This window comes from Neorhizobium sp. T6_25 (assembly GCF_002968555.1).
Classification (GTDB): domain Bacteria; phylum Pseudomonadota; class Alphaproteobacteria; order Rhizobiales; family Rhizobiaceae; genus Neorhizobium.
This window is the reverse complement of record NZ_PVBL01000023.1, coordinates 1-20,527: the sequence shown is the minus strand read 5'-3', so window position 1 is coordinate 20,527 and position 20,527 is coordinate 1. Positions and strand designations below refer to the sequence as shown.

General features: G+C 59.3%; 22 protein-coding genes. 13 read left to right on the top strand and 9 right to left on the bottom strand.

What is annotated here, in order from left to right; all coding sequences use genetic code 11:
* Positions 1 to 23: 23 nt before the first annotated feature.
* Together C5L10_RS24645 and C5L10_RS24640 are read right to left on the bottom strand one after the other, a co-directional pair.
* The gene (locus tag C5L10_RS24645) at positions 24 to 1,643 is read right to left on the bottom strand and encodes a GMC family oxidoreductase (protein WP_172717152.1); all 1,620 of its coding nucleotides are present in this window, start codon (positions 1,641 to 1,643) and stop codon (positions 24 to 26) included.
* Positions 1,624 to 2,604 (bottom strand): NAD(P)-dependent oxidoreductase, encoded by a 981-nt coding sequence (locus tag C5L10_RS24640; protein ID WP_172717151.1) that lies wholly within the window; start codon positions 2,602 to 2,604, stop codon positions 1,624 to 1,626. The genes C5L10_RS24645 and C5L10_RS24640 overlap by 20 nt, the downstream gene beginning before the upstream one ends.
* A 67-nt stretch (positions 2,605 to 2,671) precedes the next feature.
* Here C5L10_RS24640 and C5L10_RS24635 point away from each other — a divergent pair, with 67 nt between their 5' ends.
* From C5L10_RS24635 to C5L10_RS24625, 3 genes are all read left to right on the top strand, one after another.
* Positions 2,672 to 4,168, top strand: a complete 1,497-nt coding sequence (locus C5L10_RS24635) for an aldehyde dehydrogenase family protein (RefSeq protein WP_105431806.1) — start codon at positions 2,672 to 2,674, stop codon at positions 4,166 to 4,168.
* A 145-nt stretch (positions 4,169 to 4,313) separates the two neighbouring features.
* A complete protein-coding gene (locus C5L10_RS24630; RefSeq protein ID WP_105431805.1) occupies positions 4,314 to 5,276 on the top strand; it encodes a tripartite tricarboxylate transporter substrate binding protein in 963 nt (320 codons plus the stop codon).
* A gap of 67 nt (positions 5,277 to 5,343) precedes the next feature.
* Entirely contained in the window at positions 5,344 to 6,945 is a 1,602-nt protein-coding gene (locus tag C5L10_RS24625) for a GMC family oxidoreductase (protein WP_105431804.1), read from the top strand.
* Positions 6,946 to 7,168: 223 nt separating this feature from the next.
* Here C5L10_RS24625 and C5L10_RS24620 read toward each other — a convergent pair whose 3' ends face one another.
* Positions 7,169 to 8,074, bottom strand: a complete 906-nt coding sequence (locus C5L10_RS24620) for a LysR family transcriptional regulator (RefSeq protein WP_172717150.1) — start codon at positions 8,072 to 8,074, stop codon at positions 7,169 to 7,171.
* A 94-nt stretch (positions 8,075 to 8,168) separates the two neighbouring features.
* Here C5L10_RS24620 and C5L10_RS24615 point away from each other — a divergent pair, with 94 nt between their 5' ends.
* The 3 genes from C5L10_RS24615 (at position 8,169) to C5L10_RS24600 (ending at position 10,522) form a co-directional block, all read left to right on the top strand.
* Entirely contained in the window at positions 8,169 to 8,486 is a 318-nt protein-coding gene (locus tag C5L10_RS24615; RefSeq protein WP_105431802.1) for a nuclear transport factor 2 family protein, read from the top strand.
* Positions 8,483 to 9,262, top strand: a complete 780-nt coding sequence (locus tag C5L10_RS24610; protein ID WP_105431801.1) for an SDR family oxidoreductase — start codon at positions 8,483 to 8,485, stop codon at positions 9,260 to 9,262. Before C5L10_RS24615 ends, C5L10_RS24610 begins: the two co-directional genes overlap by 4 nt.
* 1,044 nt (positions 9,263 to 10,306) lie before the next feature.
* Entirely contained in the window at positions 10,307 to 10,522 is a 216-nt protein-coding gene (locus tag C5L10_RS24600) for a hypothetical protein (RefSeq protein WP_172717149.1), read from the top strand.
* Between the two features lie 854 nt (positions 10,523 to 11,376).
* On the opposite strand, the gene C5L10_RS24595 is transcribed toward C5L10_RS24600, so the two are convergent.
* Entirely contained in the window at positions 11,377 to 12,222 is an 846-nt protein-coding gene (locus C5L10_RS24595; protein ID WP_105431799.1) for a Crp/Fnr family transcriptional regulator, read from the bottom strand.
* Positions 12,223 to 12,371: 149 nt separating this feature from the next.
* On the opposite strand from C5L10_RS24595, the gene C5L10_RS34980 reads away from it, so the two are divergent.
* Positions 12,372 to 12,560: a hypothetical protein gene (locus tag C5L10_RS34980; protein ID WP_371411982.1), complete on the top strand. Its 189-nt coding sequence runs from the start codon at positions 12,372 to 12,374 to the stop codon at positions 12,558 to 12,560.
* Between the two features lie 1,710 nt (positions 12,561 to 14,270).
* Here the strand turns inward: C5L10_RS34980 and C5L10_RS33790 are convergent.
* The 3 genes from C5L10_RS33790 to C5L10_RS34455 form a co-directional block, all read right to left on the bottom strand.
* On the bottom strand, positions 14,271 to 14,552 hold the full coding sequence (locus C5L10_RS33790; protein ID WP_172717148.1) for a hypothetical protein: 282 nt from the start codon (positions 14,550 to 14,552) through the stop codon (positions 14,271 to 14,273).
* Between the two features lie 323 nt (positions 14,553 to 14,875).
* Positions 14,876 to 15,091, bottom strand: coding sequence for a hypothetical protein (locus tag C5L10_RS24580; protein WP_105431796.1), 216 nt, complete (start codon positions 15,089 to 15,091; stop codon positions 14,876 to 14,878).
* A 1-nt stretch (position 15,092) separates the two neighbouring features.
* A complete protein-coding gene (locus tag C5L10_RS34455) occupies positions 15,093 to 15,287 on the bottom strand; it encodes a hypothetical protein (protein WP_105431882.1) in 195 nt (64 codons plus the stop codon).
* A gap of 348 nt (positions 15,288 to 15,635) precedes the next feature.
* Between C5L10_RS34455 and C5L10_RS34450 the strand changes: the two genes are divergently transcribed.
* Both C5L10_RS34450 and C5L10_RS34445 read left to right on the top strand, forming a co-directional pair.
* Entirely contained in the window at positions 15,636 to 16,145 is a 510-nt protein-coding gene (locus tag C5L10_RS34450) for a transposase (protein ID WP_371411985.1), read from the top strand.
* A 27-nt stretch (positions 16,146 to 16,172) separates the two neighbouring features.
* Complete coding sequence (locus tag C5L10_RS34445) at positions 16,173 to 16,466, top strand: IS110 family transposase (RefSeq protein ID WP_245448153.1); 294 nt, start codon at positions 16,173 to 16,175, stop codon at positions 16,464 to 16,466.
* Positions 16,467 to 16,519: 53 nt separating this feature from the next.
* Here the strand turns inward: C5L10_RS34445 and C5L10_RS34975 are convergent, their stop codons facing one another.
* Positions 16,520 to 16,732: a DUF2934 domain-containing protein gene (locus C5L10_RS34975; protein ID WP_105431795.1), complete on the bottom strand. Its 213-nt coding sequence runs from the start codon at positions 16,730 to 16,732 to the stop codon at positions 16,520 to 16,522.
* Between the two features lie 32 nt (positions 16,733 to 16,764).
* Positions 16,765 to 17,649: an MBL fold metallo-hydrolase gene (locus C5L10_RS24560; protein ID WP_105431794.1), complete on the bottom strand. Its 885-nt coding sequence runs from the start codon at positions 17,647 to 17,649 to the stop codon at positions 16,765 to 16,767.
* Between the two features lie 152 nt (positions 17,650 to 17,801).
* Between C5L10_RS24560 and C5L10_RS24555 the strand changes: the two genes are divergently transcribed.
* The 4 genes from C5L10_RS24555 to C5L10_RS24535 all read left to right on the top strand — a co-directional run bounded on the left by C5L10_RS24555 (position 17,802) and on the right by C5L10_RS24535 (position 20,142).
* Positions 17,802 to 18,629: a manganese catalase family protein gene (locus C5L10_RS24555; protein ID WP_105431793.1), complete on the top strand. Its 828-nt coding sequence runs from the start codon at positions 17,802 to 17,804 to the stop codon at positions 18,627 to 18,629.
* A 110-nt stretch (positions 18,630 to 18,739) separates the two neighbouring features.
* A complete protein-coding gene (locus C5L10_RS34970; RefSeq protein ID WP_172717147.1) occupies positions 18,740 to 18,907 on the top strand; it encodes a DUF982 domain-containing protein in 168 nt (55 codons plus the stop codon).
* A gap of 32 nt (positions 18,908 to 18,939) precedes the next feature.
* Positions 18,940 to 19,356, top strand: coding sequence for a hypothetical protein (locus tag C5L10_RS24545; protein WP_105431791.1), 417 nt, complete (start codon positions 18,940 to 18,942; stop codon positions 19,354 to 19,356).
* 525 nt (positions 19,357 to 19,881) lie between these two features.
* On the top strand, positions 19,882 to 20,142 hold the full coding sequence (locus tag C5L10_RS24535; RefSeq protein WP_105431790.1) for a DUF982 domain-containing protein: 261 nt from the start codon (positions 19,882 to 19,884) through the stop codon (positions 20,140 to 20,142).
* Positions 20,143 to 20,527 lie beyond the last annotated feature (385 nt).

The following is a 20,527-nucleotide window of genomic DNA, read 5'->3' as shown; positions in this document are numbered from 1 at the left end:
GCGGATGGCCGGCCCTTGCCGCATCATGAAGATTGCCGAAGGTCGCACTTGACCAGATCGGCCAGTTTTTCCCCGATCATCAGCGTCGTCGCGTTGATGTTGCCGCTGATATGATCCGGGAACACCGATGCATCTGCGACCCAGAGGCCATCGAAGCCGCGCACCTTCAGATCGGGTGTAACAACAGCATTGGCGTCGGTCCCCATGCGGCAGGTGCTGATCGGGTGCATGTAGCTGCGGGAGTTGGCACGCACGAAGTCCCTGTCTGCCGCGTCGCCTGCCTCGCGCGAAGGATAAAGCGACCGATCAACGACATGGCTGTCGAACGGCTTCTCCGCGACCAATGTGCGTATGATCTTCAGGCCGCGCATCAGCGTCTCCAGATCGTCCTCGTTTTCGAACAGCCGGTAGTGGATTTCAACTGGGTCGGCCGGGTCCGCCGAACGGATCGATACGTGGCTGCGGCTCTTGGGATAGTTGATGTTGACGCCGACGGAAATGAGCGGTCTGGGCTCCAATCTCGCCCGACCAGCCGGCGTGAATTCGCTGGCATAGGGGAAAAAAGTCACCTGAAGATCCGGTGTCGCGACACTTTTCTCGGACCGGAAAAAACCGACCACTTCTGCCGAAGCTGCACCGACCGGGCCATGGCCGCCGAACAGCCACCGGGCAATATGATAGGGCGCATGAAAGCCGCGAGACTGATTGTTGGCGGTCGGCGTATCGACCGCCATGATCATCCGGAAGCCGGTATGGTCGAGCATATCCTGGCCGACGCGGGGCAAGTCCCGGCGGATGTCGATACCGCAATGCTGCAATCGCGCAGCTGGGCCGATGCCCGACAGCATCAGCAGCTGCGGGCTGTTGAAGGTGCCGAGCGAGACGACGACGCCACGCCGCGCCTTGAACTGCAGGCGCCGGTCGCCCCGCCTCGCGATAAGCCCGTCTGCGCGATTGCCATCAAACGTCAGCCGCTCGGCGCGGCAACCTTCAAAGACGTGCAGATTGGATCGGCGCAGATTGGGTGCGACGTAGCCGTCATAGGCAGACACGCGCACGCCGCGCCGGATCGTGCCCTGCACATAGCCGATGCCCTCCTGCGTTTCGCCGTTGTAATCCGGATTGAATGGTATGCCGCACTTCTGGGCCGCGGCGATGAAGGGGTCCGTCAGGGGATGCCGGTAGGTCGGCAGCGTCACATTCTGTGGCCCGAGCCCACCACGCAGAGAGTTGTTCGAAAGATCGGAATTCTCCAGGCGCCGAAACAGCGGCAGCACGCTCTGCCAATCCCAGCCGTCGTTGCCCATTGCGGACCAGCGATCGAAATCCACCGGTGCGCCACGCGCGAAAATCAGGCCGTTGATGGCCGACGAGCCGCCGAGCACCCTGCCGCGGGCGATCTGGTCGACACGGCCATTGCGGGTCGGGTCCGGCTCCGTCTTGAAGCGATAGTCGTAGCGGGGATGGCCGAGGGTTTTTAGCACGGCAGCCGGTATCTTCGTCAGGCGCAGGCTGTCTTTCGTACCCGCATCGACAAGCGCCACCTTCAACCCGCTGACTTCGCTTAACCGCGCTGCGGCAACGCATCCGGCGCTGCCTGCCCCAACGACGACGATGTCGACCTCATGCGTTTCGTCGACCATCGTCGTCTCCGACCTCGGATGCCCAGAAGGCATAAGCCTTGGTGTGATCGCCATAGCCGCCGATCGCATCGCGTGCCTCGACCATGCGGTCGTGAACTGCATGCGTCAGCGTCGCCTTCACTGCTTTGGCGTCGGCAAGGTCGACGGCGATCTTTAAATCCTTGGTGAAGAGGTCGAGCGCAAAGTTGCGGCTCTCGTTTCCCGCGATGATGCGGCGGATGGAGGTTTCCGTGGCGAAGCTGCGTGCGGTTGAGACGTTGAAAACGTCCACCATCATAGCAGGATCCAGCCCATACTGCTGGCCGATGATCAGCGCCTCGCAGGCGCCGACATAGGCAGCTGCGGAGACATAGTTGTTCATTGATTTCATCACGTGGCCGGAACCGAGTTTGCCAAGCCGGAATATCTTGTTGCCGAGATGGGAAAGCACGGCCGCTGCACGATCGACCGCCGCTTCGCTATCGCCACCCATCATGAATACCAGATTGGCATCGCGTGCGCCCATCCCGCCGCCGGAGACCGGCGCATCGATCAGAAGGAGGCCGTGGCGCGCGAGATCGGCGCCCAGTTCGCGCGTGCTTTCCGGTGGCGAAGACGTCGTGTCGATGACGAGGCTGCCGGGCCTAAGGCCTGTGAGGAGACTTTTTTCGCCACCTTCGTTCAGCACCGCGCGCACGACGGCACCGGTCGGCACCATGGTCAGGATGACCGAGGCGGGAGCGAGGTCTGCCGGCGTCCCGGGGGCCACCGTTCCATTCTCCCGGGCAAAGGCTGTTCGTTTTTCCGGGTCGATATCATAGGCCAGAACTTCGTATCCAGCCTTCACCAGATGCCTGGCCATATGCGAGCCCATGTTGCCGAGCCCGATGAATCCGATAATGCGATCTGCCACGTTTTCCTCCCGTCGCGATGATGCCTCAGCGTGTGAGGATTTGTACGATGATGGATTGTGTTTGTCCATAATGAATACTAAGGTTGCCTGATACTCGCGAAGGAGCACCCGGATGGAGTGGCGAGGAGGAGGAAGCATGAGCGTCAACGTTTCAATGGCGGCGATCCCTGCTGCCGTAAGCGAATTCATCCGCGGGCCTCACAGGTTGCTGATCGACGGCAAGTGGGTTTCTGCCGCGTCGCAAAGGACTTTTTCCACCCACAACCCCGCCGATGGTAGCCCGCTAGCGGACATCGCCGCGGCTGAGGCAGTTGATGTCGATCTGGCTGTAATGGCAGCGCGCCGCGCCGTCGACGATGGCCCCTGGTCGCGGATGGCGCCAGCGGCGCGGGCGAAGCTCATCTGGAAGCTTGCGGACGCGCTGGAAGCACAGGCCGAGGAGTTCGCATTCATCGAGACGCTGGATAACGGCAAGCCGCTGAACGATGCGAAAGTGGTCGATCTGCCGCACGCGATCGAGGTCCTGCGTTATTTCGCGGGTTGGTGCACCAAGCTGAACGGTGAATCCATCTCGATTTCGAACCCCGGCACATGGCATGCGTATACGACACGGGAGCCTGTCGGCGTCGTCGGGTCGATCACACCCTGGAATGCACCGTTGATGATGGCGGTGTCCAAGATTGCGCCTGCACTTGCGGCTGGGTGCACCGTCGTCCTGAAGCCGGCTGAACAGACGCCCTTGACGGCCTTGAAGCTCGGCCAGTTGATCCTCGATGTCGGTTTTCCGGATGGCGTGGTCAATATCCTGACCGGCTTCGGCGAGACCGCAGGCGCGGCCATGACGGCGCATCCGGGTATTGACAAAGTGACGTTCACTGGTTCGACGGAGGTCGGGCGCCTCATCATCAGGGCCGCCGCCACCGACTTCAAGCGCGTTACGCTCGAACTTGGCGGCAAGACGCCGGTTATCGTTTTTCCGGACGCCGATATCGACCGGGCGATCGAGGGCGCAGCCCGATCGATCTTTTCCAACGCTGGCCAGATCTGCAATGCAGGCTCCAGGCTTTACGCACATCGGGACGTTTTCGAGAAACTGGTGGACGGCGTGTCGCGCCGGGCAAGCGAAATTCGTGTCGGCGCCGGTCTTGCGGATTCGACGCAGATGGGGCCGGTCGTTTCACAGGAGCAACTTGAGCGGATTTCCGGGTTTATCGCGTCAGGGCAGAACCAGGGGGCGGAAATCCGCGCCGGCGGAAGCCGGATAGGCAGCGAGGGCTATTTCATTCAGCCGACGGTTCTGACGGGAACGCGGCGGGACATGGATGTCGTGCAGCAGGAAATCTTCGGACCGGTACTTTGCGCCATGTCTTATGACGAAGCTGATCTCGACCGCATCGCGCGCGAGGCGAACGCGACGAATTACGGCCTCGGTGCGGTCCTCTGGACTCAAAACCTTTCGACTGCACACAAAATGGCGAAGAAACTCAAGGCCGGCACGGTTCGCGTCAATGGCGGTGGGCTGGACCCGGCCTTGCCCTTCGGCGGATTTAAGCAATCGGGCTGGGGTCGCGAACTTGGGCGCGAAGGTATCGAAGCCTATACGGAGTTGAAGTCGGTGGCCATGGCGCTCTGAGCGACGAGGCTTGGACGCATGCGCGCGGGGGGCATGAAACCCCTCGGCTTCGGTACGGCAGAGGAGGTCGTGCCGGTGAGCTGCAATGAGACTGCAGTCAGAGTGGCATGTCGGTCTGACGGCCGACAAAAGGGAGGAGAGGACGATGTTTCGCAGAACTTTCATGGCGCTGGCGTTCGCCGCGGCAATGCCGCTTGGAACCCAGGCGCAGGATTATCCAAGCAAGGACATTCGTATCATCTGCACTTTCCCGGCGGGAAGCGGCGCGGATATTCTCGTGCGCTTCATGGCCGAAAAGATCAAGGCTCAGGCTCCAGGCACCACGATTATTGTGGAAAACAAGCCGGGCGCGGCCGGCAGCATCGGCACCCAATTCGTGGCGCGCTCGGCGGCCGACGGCCATACCATCCTGATGGATGCAGGCACCACGATCGCCTCGATCATGTCGCGTTTCAAGCAGCCGCCAATCGACGTCGCCAAGGACCTGCAGATGGTCGCGACCATCAATCGCCAGGCATTCATGATCGTCGTGGATGCCAGGACCGACCTCAAAACGCTGGAGCAACTGACGGAAAAGCTGAAGGCCGAGGGCGCCAAGGCGTCCTATGCGGCTGCCGCCAATTCCGGCATGGTTCTCGGGGAACTCTACAAGCAGGCCGCCAAACTTGAAACCGTCCAAGTGAAATACGAATCCGCTGCGGCGTCGCTGAACGATCTCCTGTCCGGCCGGCTCCTGTTCGGAGCGCTGGACCCGGTATTCTCGCTGGCACAGCAGCGCGAAGGTCGCCTGCGCGTGCTCGCCGTTGCCAGCGCCGAACGACTGGCATCCATTCCCGATATTCCGACGTTGAAGGAAAAAGGGCTGCCGATCGATGTCACCACCTGGTTCTCGGCAGCCGTTCCGGCTGGCACGCCGAAATCCGTCGTGGACAAGATCAACAGCTGGTTCGGAAGCGCTTTGAAGCAGCCCGATACGATCAAGTTTCTCAACGATTCCGGTGGCGATCCATGGGCGAATTCTCCCGAAAACTCCCAGCAGATGCTGATCAAGGCGATCGACGAGTGGCGTGAATTCATCCGCATCGCCAATATTCCGCAGGCCGGCTGACCGGCCTTGCGCCCGGCTCCCGCCCTCGGGACGGGAGCCAATTTCCTCGAAGCGCCGGAACACAAGCATGACCGCCACCTATGATTATATCATCGTCGGCGCGGGCTCCGCAGGCTGCGTGCTTGCCAACCGGCTTACCGAAGACGGCACGACACGCGTCCTGCTTATCGAGGCGGGACGGCGAGCTCGCCATCCCTGGCTTCAGATGCCGATCGCCTTTTACATGATGTCGTTCAACAAGCGATATACGTGGCAGTTCCAAACCGAGCCGGAGCCGGGCCTGAACGGTCGTCGTATCCTCCTGCGCCGCGGCCGTGCGCTGGGCGGGACCTCGATGATCAATGGGATGATCTTCGCCCGCGGCAATCCACGCGATTACGATACTTGGCGCCAGAGCGGCGCCGAGGGATGGAGCTATCGGGATGTGCTCCCCTATTTCAAGCGGCTCGAAAACAGTTGGCGCGGGGCAGGCGAATTCCACGGCGCGGAAGGCCCCGTCAAGGTCTGCCAGACCCGACACCCCCAGATGCTCTATGACGCCTTGCGCGACGCCGCGGTCACGCATGGTCTTCCCGAACGGGACGATTACAACGGCGCGGATACGGAAGGTATCAGCAAGATCGAGCTCGCGGTCGGCGACGGCGTACGCCAGAGCACCGCCAAGACCTATCTCCTGCCGGCCCTTTCCCGTGCCAACCTGACGGTCGAGACCGCGGCCGCCTTGCGCCGGGTCCTGATCGAAAATGGCCGCGCGATCGGTATCGAATACAAGCGGGACGGCGAGCTTCGGACAGCTTGGGCCGACCGCGAAGTGATACTGTCCGCGGGACCCTACAAGTCGCCACAAATGCTGATGCTGTCGGGCATAGGGCCGGCAGACCATCTGCGGCAAGTCGGCATAGATGTGATCCACGATCTGCCGGGCGTTGGACAGAACCTTTCCGAGCATCCAAACATGCTGGCGATCTTCAAGGCAAAGAGCCGGGGCACGTTCCTGGAGCAGCTCCGGCTCGACCGTGCGGTCGTCTCAGGCGCGCGCTGGCATCTCTTTCGCAACGGCCCATTTACCAACAACGGGGCTGCCGCGGTGATCTTCGCCAGGACCGAGCCGCATGTCGACCGTCCGGATGTGCAGCTTGTCTGCTCTTCGGTAGCCAATGATGCAAAACTGTGGTTCCCGGGTGTCGCCCCGCCGGCCATCCATTCTTTCACGGCGCGTGTCGGAATCCTCTATCCACGTTCGCGAGGCTGGGTAAAGCTCGGATCCGCAGACCCTGAGGCCTCCCCTCGCATTCAGTTCAATCTCTTTACTGAGCGTTCCGACATGGACGATATGATCAAGGCTATGCGGCTGACGCGCGAGATCTACAATTCTGGCCGGCAAAAGGATCTGATCGAAGACGAGATGTTTCCAGGCAAGGACGTGAAGACCGACGCTGAGCTCGAGGCTGTCATCCGCAATACGGCACTTGTACGCCAACATGCTTTGGGAACCTGCGCCATCGGCGTCACAGGCGAGAGCGTAGTCGACGCCAAGCTTAAGGTTCACGGCGTTGAAGGGCTGCGCGTCGTCGATGCCTCGGTCATGCCGGAAGAGCCAGGCGGAAACACCAACATACCGACGATCATGATCGCCGAAAAAGCCTCTGATATGATCCGCAGTCCTTGAGCCGGCGGTGGGCAAAATTCCAGTTACCAATGGCGCGTCTTGTCGCGGCTCGGGGTCGGGAAGACACCCGCCAGCGGATCCCCGACGGCAAGAGAAAAGCCTGAGCACTGATGTGGCAGGAACGTCTTCATGACACTTACCTGCGGTGGGCGAAACGACCCACTGACGGTTCGGGACGGTTCAAGGCGAGGCAGTTGGGTTTTAACGGCGCTTCGTGAGCGGTTCACCCGTCTGCCGGTCGCGAGAGTTCACGAGCGAGTTCCAGGAACGCTCTGACTCCGGCCGAGAGGTTTCGGCGGCCGGGATAATACAGGCAAAGCCCCGGATACGGGGGCGTCCAATCTTCCAGAATACGGATGACGCGCCCCGCCTCGATCTCCGTAAGAATGTCTTGTTCAAAGATATAACCGACGCCGGCACCTTCAAGCACTGCAGTCCTCGTCAGGCTGGCTTCATCGAGTGCAATCGGTCCCCGCACATCAATCTGCACCTGCTCGCCGTCCTTCTCAAAACGCCATCTAAACAAGGAGCCGTCCGGCAACCGAACACGAATGCATCTGTGATTGAGAAGATCAGGAGGAACCATGGGCTTGCCGTGCTGCTCGAAATAGTCAGGAGAACCAACCACGGCGTGTCGTTGAGGCCGGCCGAGCGAAACGGCGATCATGTCGCTGGGAACGAGGCCTGCAACCCTGAGGCCCAAATCGAAACCATCCTTGACGATATCCACCATTTTCCCTTCGGTGACGATATCGATATTCATGTCGGGATAGCGGCGCAGGAACTCAAGCACGAGCGGTGAAATTATAGCGCGCGCCGCAAACGGGGCCGCGTTGATCCTTATCGTTCCGGAGGGTGTCTCGCGTTGCGAACGTACCAGATCCAGGGCGGAATGAAGATCCTGGAGCGATGGCGCGACCTGCTGCACAAAGAGTCTGCCGGCATCTGTCAGGGACACGCTGCGCGTGGTGCGGTTGAACAATCGCACACCCAGCCCCGCCTCAAGCCTTCCTATCGTGTGGCTCAGCGCGGTCGTCGACATGCCGAGATCAATGGCCGCTGCGCGGAATGTCCCGCGCCGGGCAATCGCAACAGCCGCTTCGAGTTCCTTCAGGCTGGCGTGTTCCATTATCCCGATCTGGTCAATACCCCATGCCGGTTTATCCCACTTATCCAGGCAATGGTCGAGCGCTAACTTAGGGGCAGCTCAGAAGGAGAAATTGATGGATATGCCCTCTATTGTGGACATGTATTTTGTTGCCGACAGTCGCAATGATGTCGATGCGCTGTTGAAAACCCTTGCGGTCGAAGCGGTGGTCGAGGACGAAAATGTGCGCCATCAGGGAAGTATTGCAGTCCGTGAATGGTGGTTGGCTGCAAAGAAGGCGACCCAATATCGTGCAGAACCCGTGGAATCCACGGTTGGCGGCGATAAGGCACTCGTCTGGGCGAGGGTGAGCGGCCGGTTTCCCCCTGTGATGCTCACCCACGCCTTCACCATCAAGGACGACAGGATCGTCAGACTGGAGATTCGTCCGTGACCGACTTTCTCAACCTGCGGGGCAAACGTGCACTCATTACGGCTGGAACCAAGGGTGCCGGCGCTGCGACCGTCAGTCTGTTTCGGGAGCTCGGCGCAAAGGTGCTGACAACCGCTCGGGCCCGTCCGGAAAGCCTGTCGGAGGAGCAGTTCGTGGAAGCGGACCTGACCACCGAAGAGGGATGTGCCATCGTCGCAGAGGCCACCCGGCGGCGCCTTGGCGGCGTCGACGTCATCGTCCATATGCTGGGTGGCTCTTCAGCGGCCGGAGGTGGATTTTCTGCACTGTCGGAAAACGACTGGCATAAGGAACTGTCGCTCAACCTCTTTCCCGCCGTTCGCCTGGATCGGCAACTGGTTCCGGACATGATCGCTCGAGGAAACGGTGTGGTGGTACATGTGACATCCATCCAGAGAGTCCTGCCGCTTCCGGAATCGACGACGGCCTATGCTGCGGCCAAGGCAGCGCTTTCCACTTACAGCAAGGCGATGTCGAAGGAAGTTTCGCCCAAAGGTGTTCGTGTCGTCCGGGTGTCGCCGGGCTGGATCGAAACGGAAGCTTCTGTCCACCTTGCAGAGCGCCTGGCGAAGCAGGCCGGAACAGACCTTGAGGGGGGCAAAAAGATCATTATGGACGGGTTGGGCGGCATACCGCTCGGTCGTCCCGCAAAACCGGAAGAAGTCGCGAACCTGATTGCCTTCCTCGCCTCGGACCGGGCTGCATCGATTACCGGTAGCGAGCATACGATCGATGGAGGAACTGTCCCGACAGCATAGGCGCAGCTCCTGCATATCAGGCGGGTGCGTCCCACCCGCCATGTTGGGACATGATCGCGCCTCCGCTGTCGACCGACAAATGCAGTCGCCGGCCGCCTGGTCAACGAGACCGGAACTGGAACAACCAAAATTCACCCTGACGCATTGAAAGGGCAGCAGGACCAATGGCGCGGAACACAGAGTTTATTCGGATGCCACGACCGCCCAACTCGGGGAGCGGGGTTCTAATCTCAATCGCCGTGAATACCAGTTGGAGAGCGAAATGCGCTTCGGGTTCAAGCAGATCGAGTCTTTGATGGTGGCGATATCGTCGGAGATGCGCTCTTCCGTCGCCGCGCTCTCGACCAACATAGCGGACGACCACAACTGATGAGTAACCCCATAGTGAGGTCCCGACGTTTCACACCGAGCGGAGAGATCTGGAGGAAGCTTCGTTAATATGGGCGATATTCTACAGGGCGCTGCCTCCCTGCAATTGGGCATTAATCCGGTCCTTGTGGTCTGGCAAGAATAACTCTCGCTTGGTCCGATATCAGACTAAGTCGCCAATTTTTCTTGTGCCTGAAACTAATGGTTACCCCCTCGGTTAAATGCAGGAACGCGGAGGTTCTTCTCCTCGAAGCCTTGCTCCCCAAAAAACTTCCGCGTTCACCAACGAACCTATCGTAAGATTGGGGCCCGCTTTGGCGGGCCTCTTTTGTCATTGCGTTCGTTAGCACCTCACATGGAGCCCTCTTTCTAAACCGTTGGTACCCTTTTCGGGAAATTTGATGTCTTCAGGGGTCCAGTCTTTCGTTGAGGAATTGGTAGGGCATAAAAAGAGCCCCGGCTGCGAAAGCCCGCGCCTCCGCGGATTGACGGGGGCTTTACCTTGCGAAGGCGCGGCCGTGGTTCGTCACCTAGCCAATTAGCCCGGTTTTATGTATCGCGTTCCAGCATTACGGGTTTACCGTCACACTGTGCAAGGCCCGCTCCGGCCACAGGAAGTAGTCGACACATCGGCAGAATCAGCCGAAGAGTCGATCAATGACAGGGAGTGGGCGCATGAAGCGACAGGAAACGGCAATTCACCACACGCTTAGTCGCTCGGAAAGGGCTTTGCGGCTAGTCTTGCTTGTCATGATGATCTGCGCGCTACCCGCCACCCTGTTCGCCACGATGGGCGGTGCATTCGCAGAGCATCAATCGCTGCACGGGATATTTTGCCACGAGGTCAATTATGTTGATCTTACCGCAGGGCTACTGGCAGATCTTGGCTGAGAAATGATGCTACCTACCAGCTCTCACTCAAAGAGCATGGCATTCAGTCCGCCACCAGGCCTCCATGCGTGCGATCGATGACAATGGCGTCGAGCAGCGGGTTCTCGTTCAACACGGCAAGCAGCTCGTCGGTACCAGGTCAAGGTGAACCGGTAGATCGCCATCGCGCCAAGCGGCCCAAGATCCGGGTCACTCCGCCGAAGCTCTTCACGCTCGGACAGGGTGTCCCGTTGGCATTCTTCAAGGGGAGACGCAAATGCTAAGGGCTCGTCCTGGCCAGGCGTGATCTGGTAGCCAAACACGACCGATTCCATATAGTCCCCGGAGAAGCAACACCCTCATAGGTGTCGTCGCCAAGGGCGCGGGGAACCCAAATTGCGGGGTGACGAAGATATCGGCTTACACCGAAGAGAAGAGCGTCGTGAGAGCGTGTTGGGGCGAACAATCTAATCGGGGACGGGGGATTCGCGCTCGCGATGTCCCAAAAATGCGGGAATGAGCCGCTGGTTCCTCAGCCCGTTCTTTTTTCATCGCGTCCAATACACCTCGACCGGCCCGGCGGCCCCGATGCGGCCGGGGCATAACCACGGTTCGGCATGATGGCGAGCCTCGCCAGCGTTTCGGATCGGCGCCGCTCAAAGTGCTGGATCGGCTAAAGCTGATGGACGTCGCCGGCGGATCATTTGGCACTCCAGAGCAGGAATTCCCAAAGAATATCGGGCTGCGGATCAGGCGGCTTTGATTTCAGCGGAAAACTGAGCGGGCAATCGAAGTAGAAGAACGCGCGGTTTCCCAGTGGCCCCTCGCGCGGTTGTTGCGGCTGTATAAGGATTTCCAACGTCCGGAGGCGTGCGCTAGTGAGACGTCTTTTCCCGCTCGTAATGGACTGCTATGGGGTCGCGCAGCGGGGGTGTCCTGCTTTGCATGTGCGTTCGTGACTGTCGGGGCGCATCTATCCCATTTGGAGGTGCCGCATCGTCCGTGTCGGCTGGCTTCAGGGCCTCGCCCACTAGCCGCTCATATTCTTTCTCAGGCACGCCATAGCAGCCACCTGCTATTTCTCGGAGCTTGCCCCTGTCGCGAATGTGGACAACGCCGCGCGTAGACCTGATTGCGTGGAGTCCTTCAAGAACGTGAATTTGATCAGTTACTCCCGACCTGCGGACGCCCAGCATGATCGATAGGAATTGATGGGTGAGCGGCATGTCATCGTCTTGCAGCCGGTCGTGACTCATCAGCAGCCATCGGGCCAACCTCTGCGGCATGTCGTATCGAACGTTCGCAAGCGCAGTGTATGCCAGTTGGATCTGGTAGGCGTGGACATATCGGAGTAGGATCCGACGTGCGTCAAAGCTTCTCTCGATGATGTCGAAAAACGCCTCACTGGGAAGGGCCGTGGCAGACCCCGCAACTTGCATCAAAGTGGTGCTGGGGACTCGCTGGCTCATCAAGACGATGTGACTTCCCGACATGCCTTCAAAACCAACATGCCCAACCTCAGTCACTTCGCCGTCTGGGCTGGTCGCGATTATCGATCCAAGCCCTGACTCTATGAAGTAGATGTGCGAGGTGATCTCGTTCGGTTCCACCAGCACCGTCTTAAGTGGCAGTTCAACGGCTGCCATGTGGGGCTGTAGCAGCTCGAAGACCCAGCTTGGGAGGGCTTTCAGAAGCCTGTTGCGGACCTGATCCTGCTTCATAGCATGCTCCTCGCAGTAGGAGCGGGTGCTCGTACAGTTTCAGTATCCGGCGGCGAGAGATCAACTGTAAGCGTTCTCCAAACAATAGCTAGGTCTTTGTTGCTTCTGTACGTTAACGCACGGGAACATCGAAAGGAGCCCTCCATTAGTTGCGGGAGGAGACTACGTTGCAGTTTCATTTCAATCTCAATCATGGTCACGACGTTATATCCGATGACGAAGGTTCAGAGCTTTGCGACCTGGATGCAGCGAAGCACGAGGCGCGCCAGATAATCCGCGACCTGGCCGCCCACCGCCTTCGTGAATGCGTACGTTCACTCTGCGCAGCGTGCTCATAGGCGATGCAGAAGGAACCAAACTCGCTGAGGTGACCACTATGGAAGCTCTAGAAGAGGTCTTCGACCTGGAGGATTTAATACGGCATCGTATCGGAGACCGCCAGACGGGGGCCTGCACCGCTAATATACGTCGCGCTCCCTCGGCTTGTTGGCCGACGGCGGAACGTTTGGCTTCAGTCGCAGTTGGAACAACCGACGTGGCGACAGCCCTTCCGCTCATCAGCACTTCCCCGAGCTCCGCTACGTTCCAGACTACTCCAGACAATCCCTCGACTTGGCCCGCTTCGGCGGGCTTCTTTTTGAGGCCAGTCCGCTTCGAGTATTCGAACGGCAAACGCTACTCCTGACGCTTTCCTTGGTGGTGCGGCGCCAGCCGACTAAGAAGGTATCAACGACACTGTTGCAGGGATTGCGGTGCCGGCTTTGGGCGAAGGCGGAGTGCCTGGGGCATGACCAGACCAAGATGCCAAAACCGGGTGAACCAGGTGACAGTGTACTGCAGCCAATAAGCCAGTGCTACGATAACGTTGGGTTCCTGGCGCAACCCTCGGCCCCGGCATCCGTATGCGATGTCTCTCGGTGAAATGTGCGAGAACTGGACAAGAACACTGCCATGCCTGCCAATTTCTCCGGATCGACCAGACCGCGCCTATAGAAGCGGTAGACGATCTTCGCGAGCTGTTCTTTCTCCGCGCCGTCTGGTTCGTCGCTGAGTTCGAGGGCACGGCACACCGCATCTCGCATCGTTCTCAGATCGTGCGGGTTCATTGCGTGCGGAAATAAAGGATGATCACACGACATAGCTGCCTCTCCTGGCTCTGGAGTACGTGGAAGCACAATATACACGGGTGAGCGAAGGAGTCTGGTTGAGTGCGTTATCGGACCAATCCGCTGCGAGACAGCTACCGTGAGCTGTGCCACGGCGATAAGCCTGCCCAAGATAATGCTATTGGACTCCCACCGCCAATCGTGGCTGCTGTCGGCGTTCATACGCACAACCGGAACGGTGGGCATGAGCTCTCGTGCGCGGCCCTGAAGCTCATGGAAGAATACAGCTCGCAATTCGATCCCAGAGTCTCAGGGAGGTCCGCAACGGCAGAGGTGCCGTGCAAGGCCTCTCCCGCAGGGGGGTATGGCCAGAGGGGCCACTGCGGTGGCGGATTTTTATCAGGCGCAGTTTGTCTCTGCGACTCCGCATTGTGTCTTGGTTATCAAGCGGTGAATGTCCACACCACGACGTCGCCTTCTGGCGCAGTTCGTGGGAGACCACGGGCTTACAACAAGGTCGACTTCATTACCCAAGATCGTCGGCTCCGTACGCCGCCCTCCAAATAACCAGGCATCAAGGCTGGCCTCCTGGAGCGGCAAGCCGCTGGGCCCCGACGGGGCAGGCCGCCTCACAAGCGTCTCAAGGATGATTTGTGCCGCCCGCATCTCAAATCGCTGTGTGTGCGTCACTCGAACCTGACAACCGACTTGATCGCAAGGATGGCGACAATATCGCCGTTGGCACCGAATACCTTTGAGGGCCTCATCATAGGCGAGATCCGCCGATGCAAATTCGCTACCTTCAGGGTCTTTCTCATGGAGGCCGTGCATTCGGGCGCGGAAGTAATGCCGGGGCGTGCGTTCTTCCTGGATTTGAGCAACCGGACTTCCGTGGAAACGTGCTGTTCCGGCGCAACCGCATGAGACTGTGCCAACGTCCAATCATAGGTGACCGTCAGGGCCACGCGGTCCATCGAATACAGGTGCAATGACTTCGTGAAGCGCCTCTGCGGCGGCGACTTCGGCCAGAAGGCGGCCATCCGCATCGCAGACACGAATGCTCCACAGTGTGAGTGGCTTGCCCATTTTGATGTACTCAGCTGCGAGTTCGCGGATGGTCTCGCGCGCTTCACTTTTGGCAGCCTCCAGATCGGAAAGCTCCACTCCATCGGTATCAACTACATGTTCCTGCGCGACGTTGAGGTGGAGAAAATACATTTGCATCAGCCGCTCCTTGTTCGGCGCGAAGCTGCCCGAACTCGCGGCTGCGACGATAGTTTCCGTACGGTGACGTACGGACAAAGGCGTCCGCTTTCTACCAGCGGCCGCAAACGAAAAAGAAAGGCCCACCGAAGCGGACCTTCCCCATCAAGGAGAAGCCAGCTCGTCAAAGGCACTTGATCCGCCGGCTTCCGAATCAGAACATGGAACACCGCAACGGGTACCAGGGCGCCAGCATGCTCAGATCGTCGGATCTCAAGGCGCAGAGCTCGGCACTTTGACGCTCGGCGGACGGGGGCGTTGCTGGATCGCCTGGCAGCCGCCCGTCAGCGATGGCCCCTGAAGCTACCTTCGTTCATTTCCGAAGGGTCATAGCCGACCTCCCATTCCTTAACTGGGTTCTTGCCCGGCGGTGTCTTGTGCGCTGTCGCATCTTCAGAACCGGTAATGGCGGTAGGCTTGGCGCTGGCTACGCCAGTAGACCGGGGATCTGCTTGCGACTTTGCATACTGGCCCCTTGCATCTGCCGTTGGACTAGACATTTCAATCGCCTTTCGTCTTGCCCGCATCAGATAATTTTTCCCGTGACGGATCGGCATTGTTCTCTCCCAACGCGTCTCGGTCTTGGTCTGGATTGTCCGATGCCGGAAGATAGCCGCGTGGACGACTTTCCTCCGGTCCTTCCCATCGTGGAGACTGGCTCGTCGTTCCGGCCGGCCCGGCCTTAGGGGAGTTCATTCCCATTTTTTCATCCTCCTGTTGATTTCAATCCAACAGGCAAGCCCGCCAGGAGTTCCTTTCTGCGACCGGTCGGAAGAATAAAATTGGTCCGCTAACGGTCAAGAAAGACATTAGCTCTGGAAACTTCCCAAGCGTTACCCTCAGCGGAAAGGAGGTGGCATGAAAGAGGCCACTCCCACTGAGAGAACGGATCACTGAGATGCAGGTGAAGATCGACAGATAGTCACAATTCCAGCCTTTCGGCTTACCGTATCGGGTTTGGCAGATCTCAATAAGGGAGTTGGAAGCATGACTGCCTGTTATGAATACCAGATCGGCGTGGACTAACACAAATCCTACAGCCACCTGGTTGTCCAGCACAGCAGCGGCAGGACGCTGAGATCCCGCCGGGTGAAGAACGACCGCCAGTCGCATGGCGGGTTTCTGGAGCGATATCGCGAGAACTCGCATGCTGTTGTCGAGGAGACCCGTTACTGGATGGTGATGTACGACTGGCTCGACGACATTTGTGATGATGTCGGTCTCGCTCATCCGTTGAAGGTCAAGGCGATCGCCGACGCCAAAATCAAGACCGACAAGATCGATGCGACGGTTCTGGCGCATCTGCTGCGGGCCGACCTGGTGCCGGAGGCCTGGGCGCCAACCGAGAAGTCACGGGAGCTGCGCGTCGCCCTGCGCGAGCGGATGTTTTACGTGCGGCTGCGCACGATGACGAAGAACCGCCTTGTCACGGTGTTTGATCGCTATCCGGAGCAGACGGCTCAAATGAAGAAGCTCGGCGACCTGTTCGGCAAGGCCGGCCGTGTCCAGCTGGCGCAAGTGAAGGTCTCGGAAATTGACCGATCCGGGCGATGACCAAGGCCAAATGCCAATGTGAAGCTGTTGAAGACGATCCCTGGCATCGGCGAGTTCTTCGCCCGGCTGATCGACGCGGAGATCGACGACATATCGCCGTTCCGCAATGCCAAGAAGCTTGCCGCCTATGCCGGTCTGGTACCCTCGACCTATTCGAGCGGCGGCAAGACCTATCACGGCAAGATCATCAAGCAGGGCAATAGATGGCTGCGCTGGCCTTCGTCGAGGCGGTGGCCCCCCGATCGCCGCGCTGTGACGGAGGTTTGGAAGCCGAGCTATGGTCATTACGCCACAGAATGGGCGAACCAAAGGCGCAAGTAAAAGTCTTCGCCACTGAAGCCGATTGGATGCGCCGGTGGAACAACATCGAAATCTCAATCTGCTTCCGGATGCTTGGACGCATCGGGAGTCGCTCCCAGCCCTTCTGAAGGAACTGGGATAAAGACGATCGCGACCGGTGCTGGAACCGGCGAGGAACTGGAGCCAAGCTGCTCCCGAGCCCGCTGCCAGTGATCCGCATCGCGACCTTCGGGCCGCCCCTCGCTTTCCCTGGTATGCGCGCAGCCGGGTCGCCTCGGCTCGCCCATCCATTCGTTCCTCCTTTTCTTTGTTGCTGTTTCTATCTATAGGCGTCATTGCTGCTTTTGCCCGGTTTCGCTGGATCGCGCGCATACGCTCGTCCTTTGGGGACCGCAATTTCTCGAAAATTGATCGATAGTTCGTGCAGGCGCTTTCGCATATGCTCGCCCTTCATGGGACGTCCGTGTCCACTGATCAGAAGTTCCGGCTCCAAGGCGGCCAGGAGCGCGACCGACCGTTCGGCTTCGTCCCAATCCGCTGTCAGGTAGCTGGGCGGGCCGTGCATCTCAGGCCTTTGAGTGAGTGTTTCATAAATCGACTCTTGACCGGTGGTCACAATGGCATCTCCAGCGATCAGCGCGCGGTCTTCTTCCCGCCACAGAGAAACATGCCCCGGCGCGTGGCCAGGCGTGTGCAGCCATTTCCATCCGGGCATCTGAGGGACGCTCTGGTCGGCCGGGAGCGTTTTCAGCCAGGCCGCGACGTTCACGGGCGATCGCGGAAACAGGGGCGAAAGGAGAGCCATTGCGCCGCCACCGACAAGGGCGTCTGCCGGCGGATAGGACGAACGCCCGTTCAGATAGGGAAATTCCAGCGGATGGGCATAAACCGGAACGTCCCATCGACGCGCCAACTTTTCCAAGGAGCCGGCATGGTCGAAATGTCCGTGGGTCATGAGGATGGCCGCGGGGCGGGCGTCGCGGCCAAAACGATGCTCGGCTGCCTCGATAATGGCGTTCTCGGACGTCGGCAATCCCGTGTCGATCAGCACCCAGTGATTCCCCCTGGAGGCGTCGCCGTAGAAAACAACGTTGACGATCGACAGGCGTATATAGGCTAGATCCTGACCGACGGCCAGTGTGCCGGAACCGGCTTCGGTTGTGGGGGCCAGATCGCTGTCTTGAAGCGAGAGTTGGACAACCATTATTATCTCCTTCGACGAAGTGCAGCAAACGGTGTTGGCTGCGTGAAGTTTCATCCCGGACGACGCGTCGCGACAAAAAAATCGGGACGTTCGCGAAACTCCGACCGGCCTCGGCTGTTCGAGCGGATCCTCATCAAGAAAAGGAGAGCGTCATGTTCTACACCGACGGCAAGTTGCAGTATCCGGTTCGCGTCGAGACCCCCGACCCTTTGTTCGCACGAGCGCTGCAGCAGGCGATCGGTGGGATTGAAGGCGAAATCCGAGTTGCCATGCAATATTTCTTCCAGGCATGTGGTGCGCGCGGGAACCCGAAGTTCCGGGATCTGTTGATGAATACAGCGGCTGAGGAGCTGGGCCATATCGAGATGCTGGCGACGGCAGTTGCTATGAACCTGGAAGGCGCTCCCCTCAAGCTCAAGGAGGAAATCGCCGCCGATCCGGTCGGCGGCGCGGTGCTGGGCGGTATCAACTTGAAGAATCTTCTGTCTGCTGGCTTGTCAGCAATGCCGGTCGATTCCGATGGCGTGCCGTTCGACATGTCGCATATCTATGCGAGCGGCAACATTGCAGCAGACATGACGGCCAACGTTGCCGCCGAGTCGACCGGCCGCGTACTTGCCGTCCGCCTCTACAACATGACCAGCGACCCCGGCATGAAGGACATGCTGTCCTTCCTGATCGCCCGCGACACGATGCACCAGAACCAGTGGATGGCCGCGCTCGAAGAGCTTGGCGGCGCGGCCGGCGCCTTCCCGATTCCCAACAGTTTTCCGCAGGAGCAGGAAAACCAGGAATTCAGCTACGCCTTCCTGGGCTTCCAGGCGGATGGCAGCGATCCAGTAGCCGGTCGTTGGTCGCAGGGATCTTCCATGGATGGCAAGGGCCAGTTCCGGCCAATGCCGATGACGGCGGCTCTGGGGCAGAAACCGGTACTTGGTCCGGCCAAGCCGGGTGGCGGAGCGCAACAAGAACAGATGTAAGTCAGGTTTCCAACGACGTCAACCGACGGCAACGGCTGCCGAAAACGACAAGAAGGGTCACCAAGGCAGCAGCATTATCGGGTGGTCTCGAGCGCAAAAGACGCCGCGAGGTGCTTGCCGATGAGTGGCCACGCAACCGTGGCCTAGCCTATGAAGCCGCACTCTGCGTGTGCTGGGCTGCACTCAAAGGACAAGCAGATCCTGAACACGCACGATTTGCTCTCCTTGCTGCCGCGCGAGAGGCTGACATTCCGATCGTCGGACCTGGACGCTCATGATGATCCCAACAATCTGGAGGTTGCTGTAAGTCATGAAGTTCGGACAGTTTTGCGGCATGCTCGCCGACGAAATGGGCTTTCACCACAGTAGTTTCCTGCTCAGCGCGGAGCTGCTGTTTCCCAGCGACGAGCCTCCCGAGGGCGAGGAGTTGCCCTTCATTCTCCCTCAGCGCGCCGTCACAACCTGGGATGCTGCGATGTTGCTCTGCCTCGCGGCCGCGATGGACCAGGGCTTTATGGAACCGTCGGAGGTCTCGGAATATGCGAGGGATGTCGTTGGCGCCGGTGAGAATTTGGCCGCGGTGGTTGAAGGCATCGAGATGGGCAAGAGCATCAAACTTCGTCTCGCCGGCCAGTTCGGTGCGGAGATAACCGTTCCGGCCTCGTTGATCGAGAAGATAACGCCATTCGTGAAGGGTGGGGCGATTTCCCATCTGAGATCTGTCTGAAATACCCATCTCCGAAGTTTGCGGTGACGGGCATCACGGTCGATCAGACTTTCGCAGGCCGTCCTTCCTCTTTGAGGCTGGCGAACCGCGTCGTGACGGCTGGGAGGTTTTCGTCCCGCCGCCGCGCCATGGCCTCCTCTTCTTTGAGGTTGGCCAATAAGGTTGAAGTGGCATTCCCATGCCGGCTAGTTCGGCCAGGATCAGCAGTGATTTGTACGCGTCGATCTCAAAGTGTTCAACGGCGAAGTTTGCAAACTAGTTCTTGAGGATCTCCCGGCCAATGTGTGTCCCATCGTCGCCATGCCCCCGAAGAGGGACAGCGCAAGATCCTTCAAGCTGGAATTGTTGGCGCCGAACTGGTCAGGCGTCGTCGTTTCTCCTCTGTTGGAGGCGATCGAACTGATGGCGGCGATGATGGTTCCGGTCGCGAGGACCTTAGTTCACCATTCCACGTCTGGTATCGTACGAACGTGAAACTTCTCTCCGCTTCCCCTGTTCGTCCCATCCGACACATAGGAGAGCTGAATGTCTATCGTCATCGAAACAAAATTCGACGTCCGCTGGCGAGAACCTGTCTGGGTTAAGACTGCTGCAGGTACACCCGAGGCTGTACGCGGTCCCCGCCAGGCTCTGCAATATCTCACGCGCCGCTCGCCCGTCGTGGATAACGCGGCTTTCGATCGCGCGAAACACACCTGTGTTGCCGCTCTCCGGAAAGAAGCAAGCTGTGATGCGGCGCGGCAGTCGTTCATCACTGCGACCAGGCAAGCTCATCTGGATGCGTAGGCGGTTTGGTAGTCACGAACATTTGTCACTCCCCCTTAGTTAGCGGCGAGTGATCGAGGAAGCACTTCATGAAATTTGCAGAATGAGGTTCGGCTGTCAGCCGGAGCAGAGGCTACGTGTGCGCGAGGTGCGGTGTATCGTGGTCCACATCGTCATTGCCGCACGAATATGTCCGAATCCAGCGTGATCTTGGTGTTCCGGAGCGTCGTCCGACCTCGTCGCTTCCGAATTTTCTGAGGCCCCTCCTGCCGCTGCTTCGTAAGCGCTGTTCTGACACCAGGGTATTCAGGGCTTGACTGGTTTCATTGTCACTGCAGGGCAGCAAGGCGCTCTGCTTCAGTCATCGCTGCAGCTTTGGTTTTGAATGGCCCGATATCATGCTCCT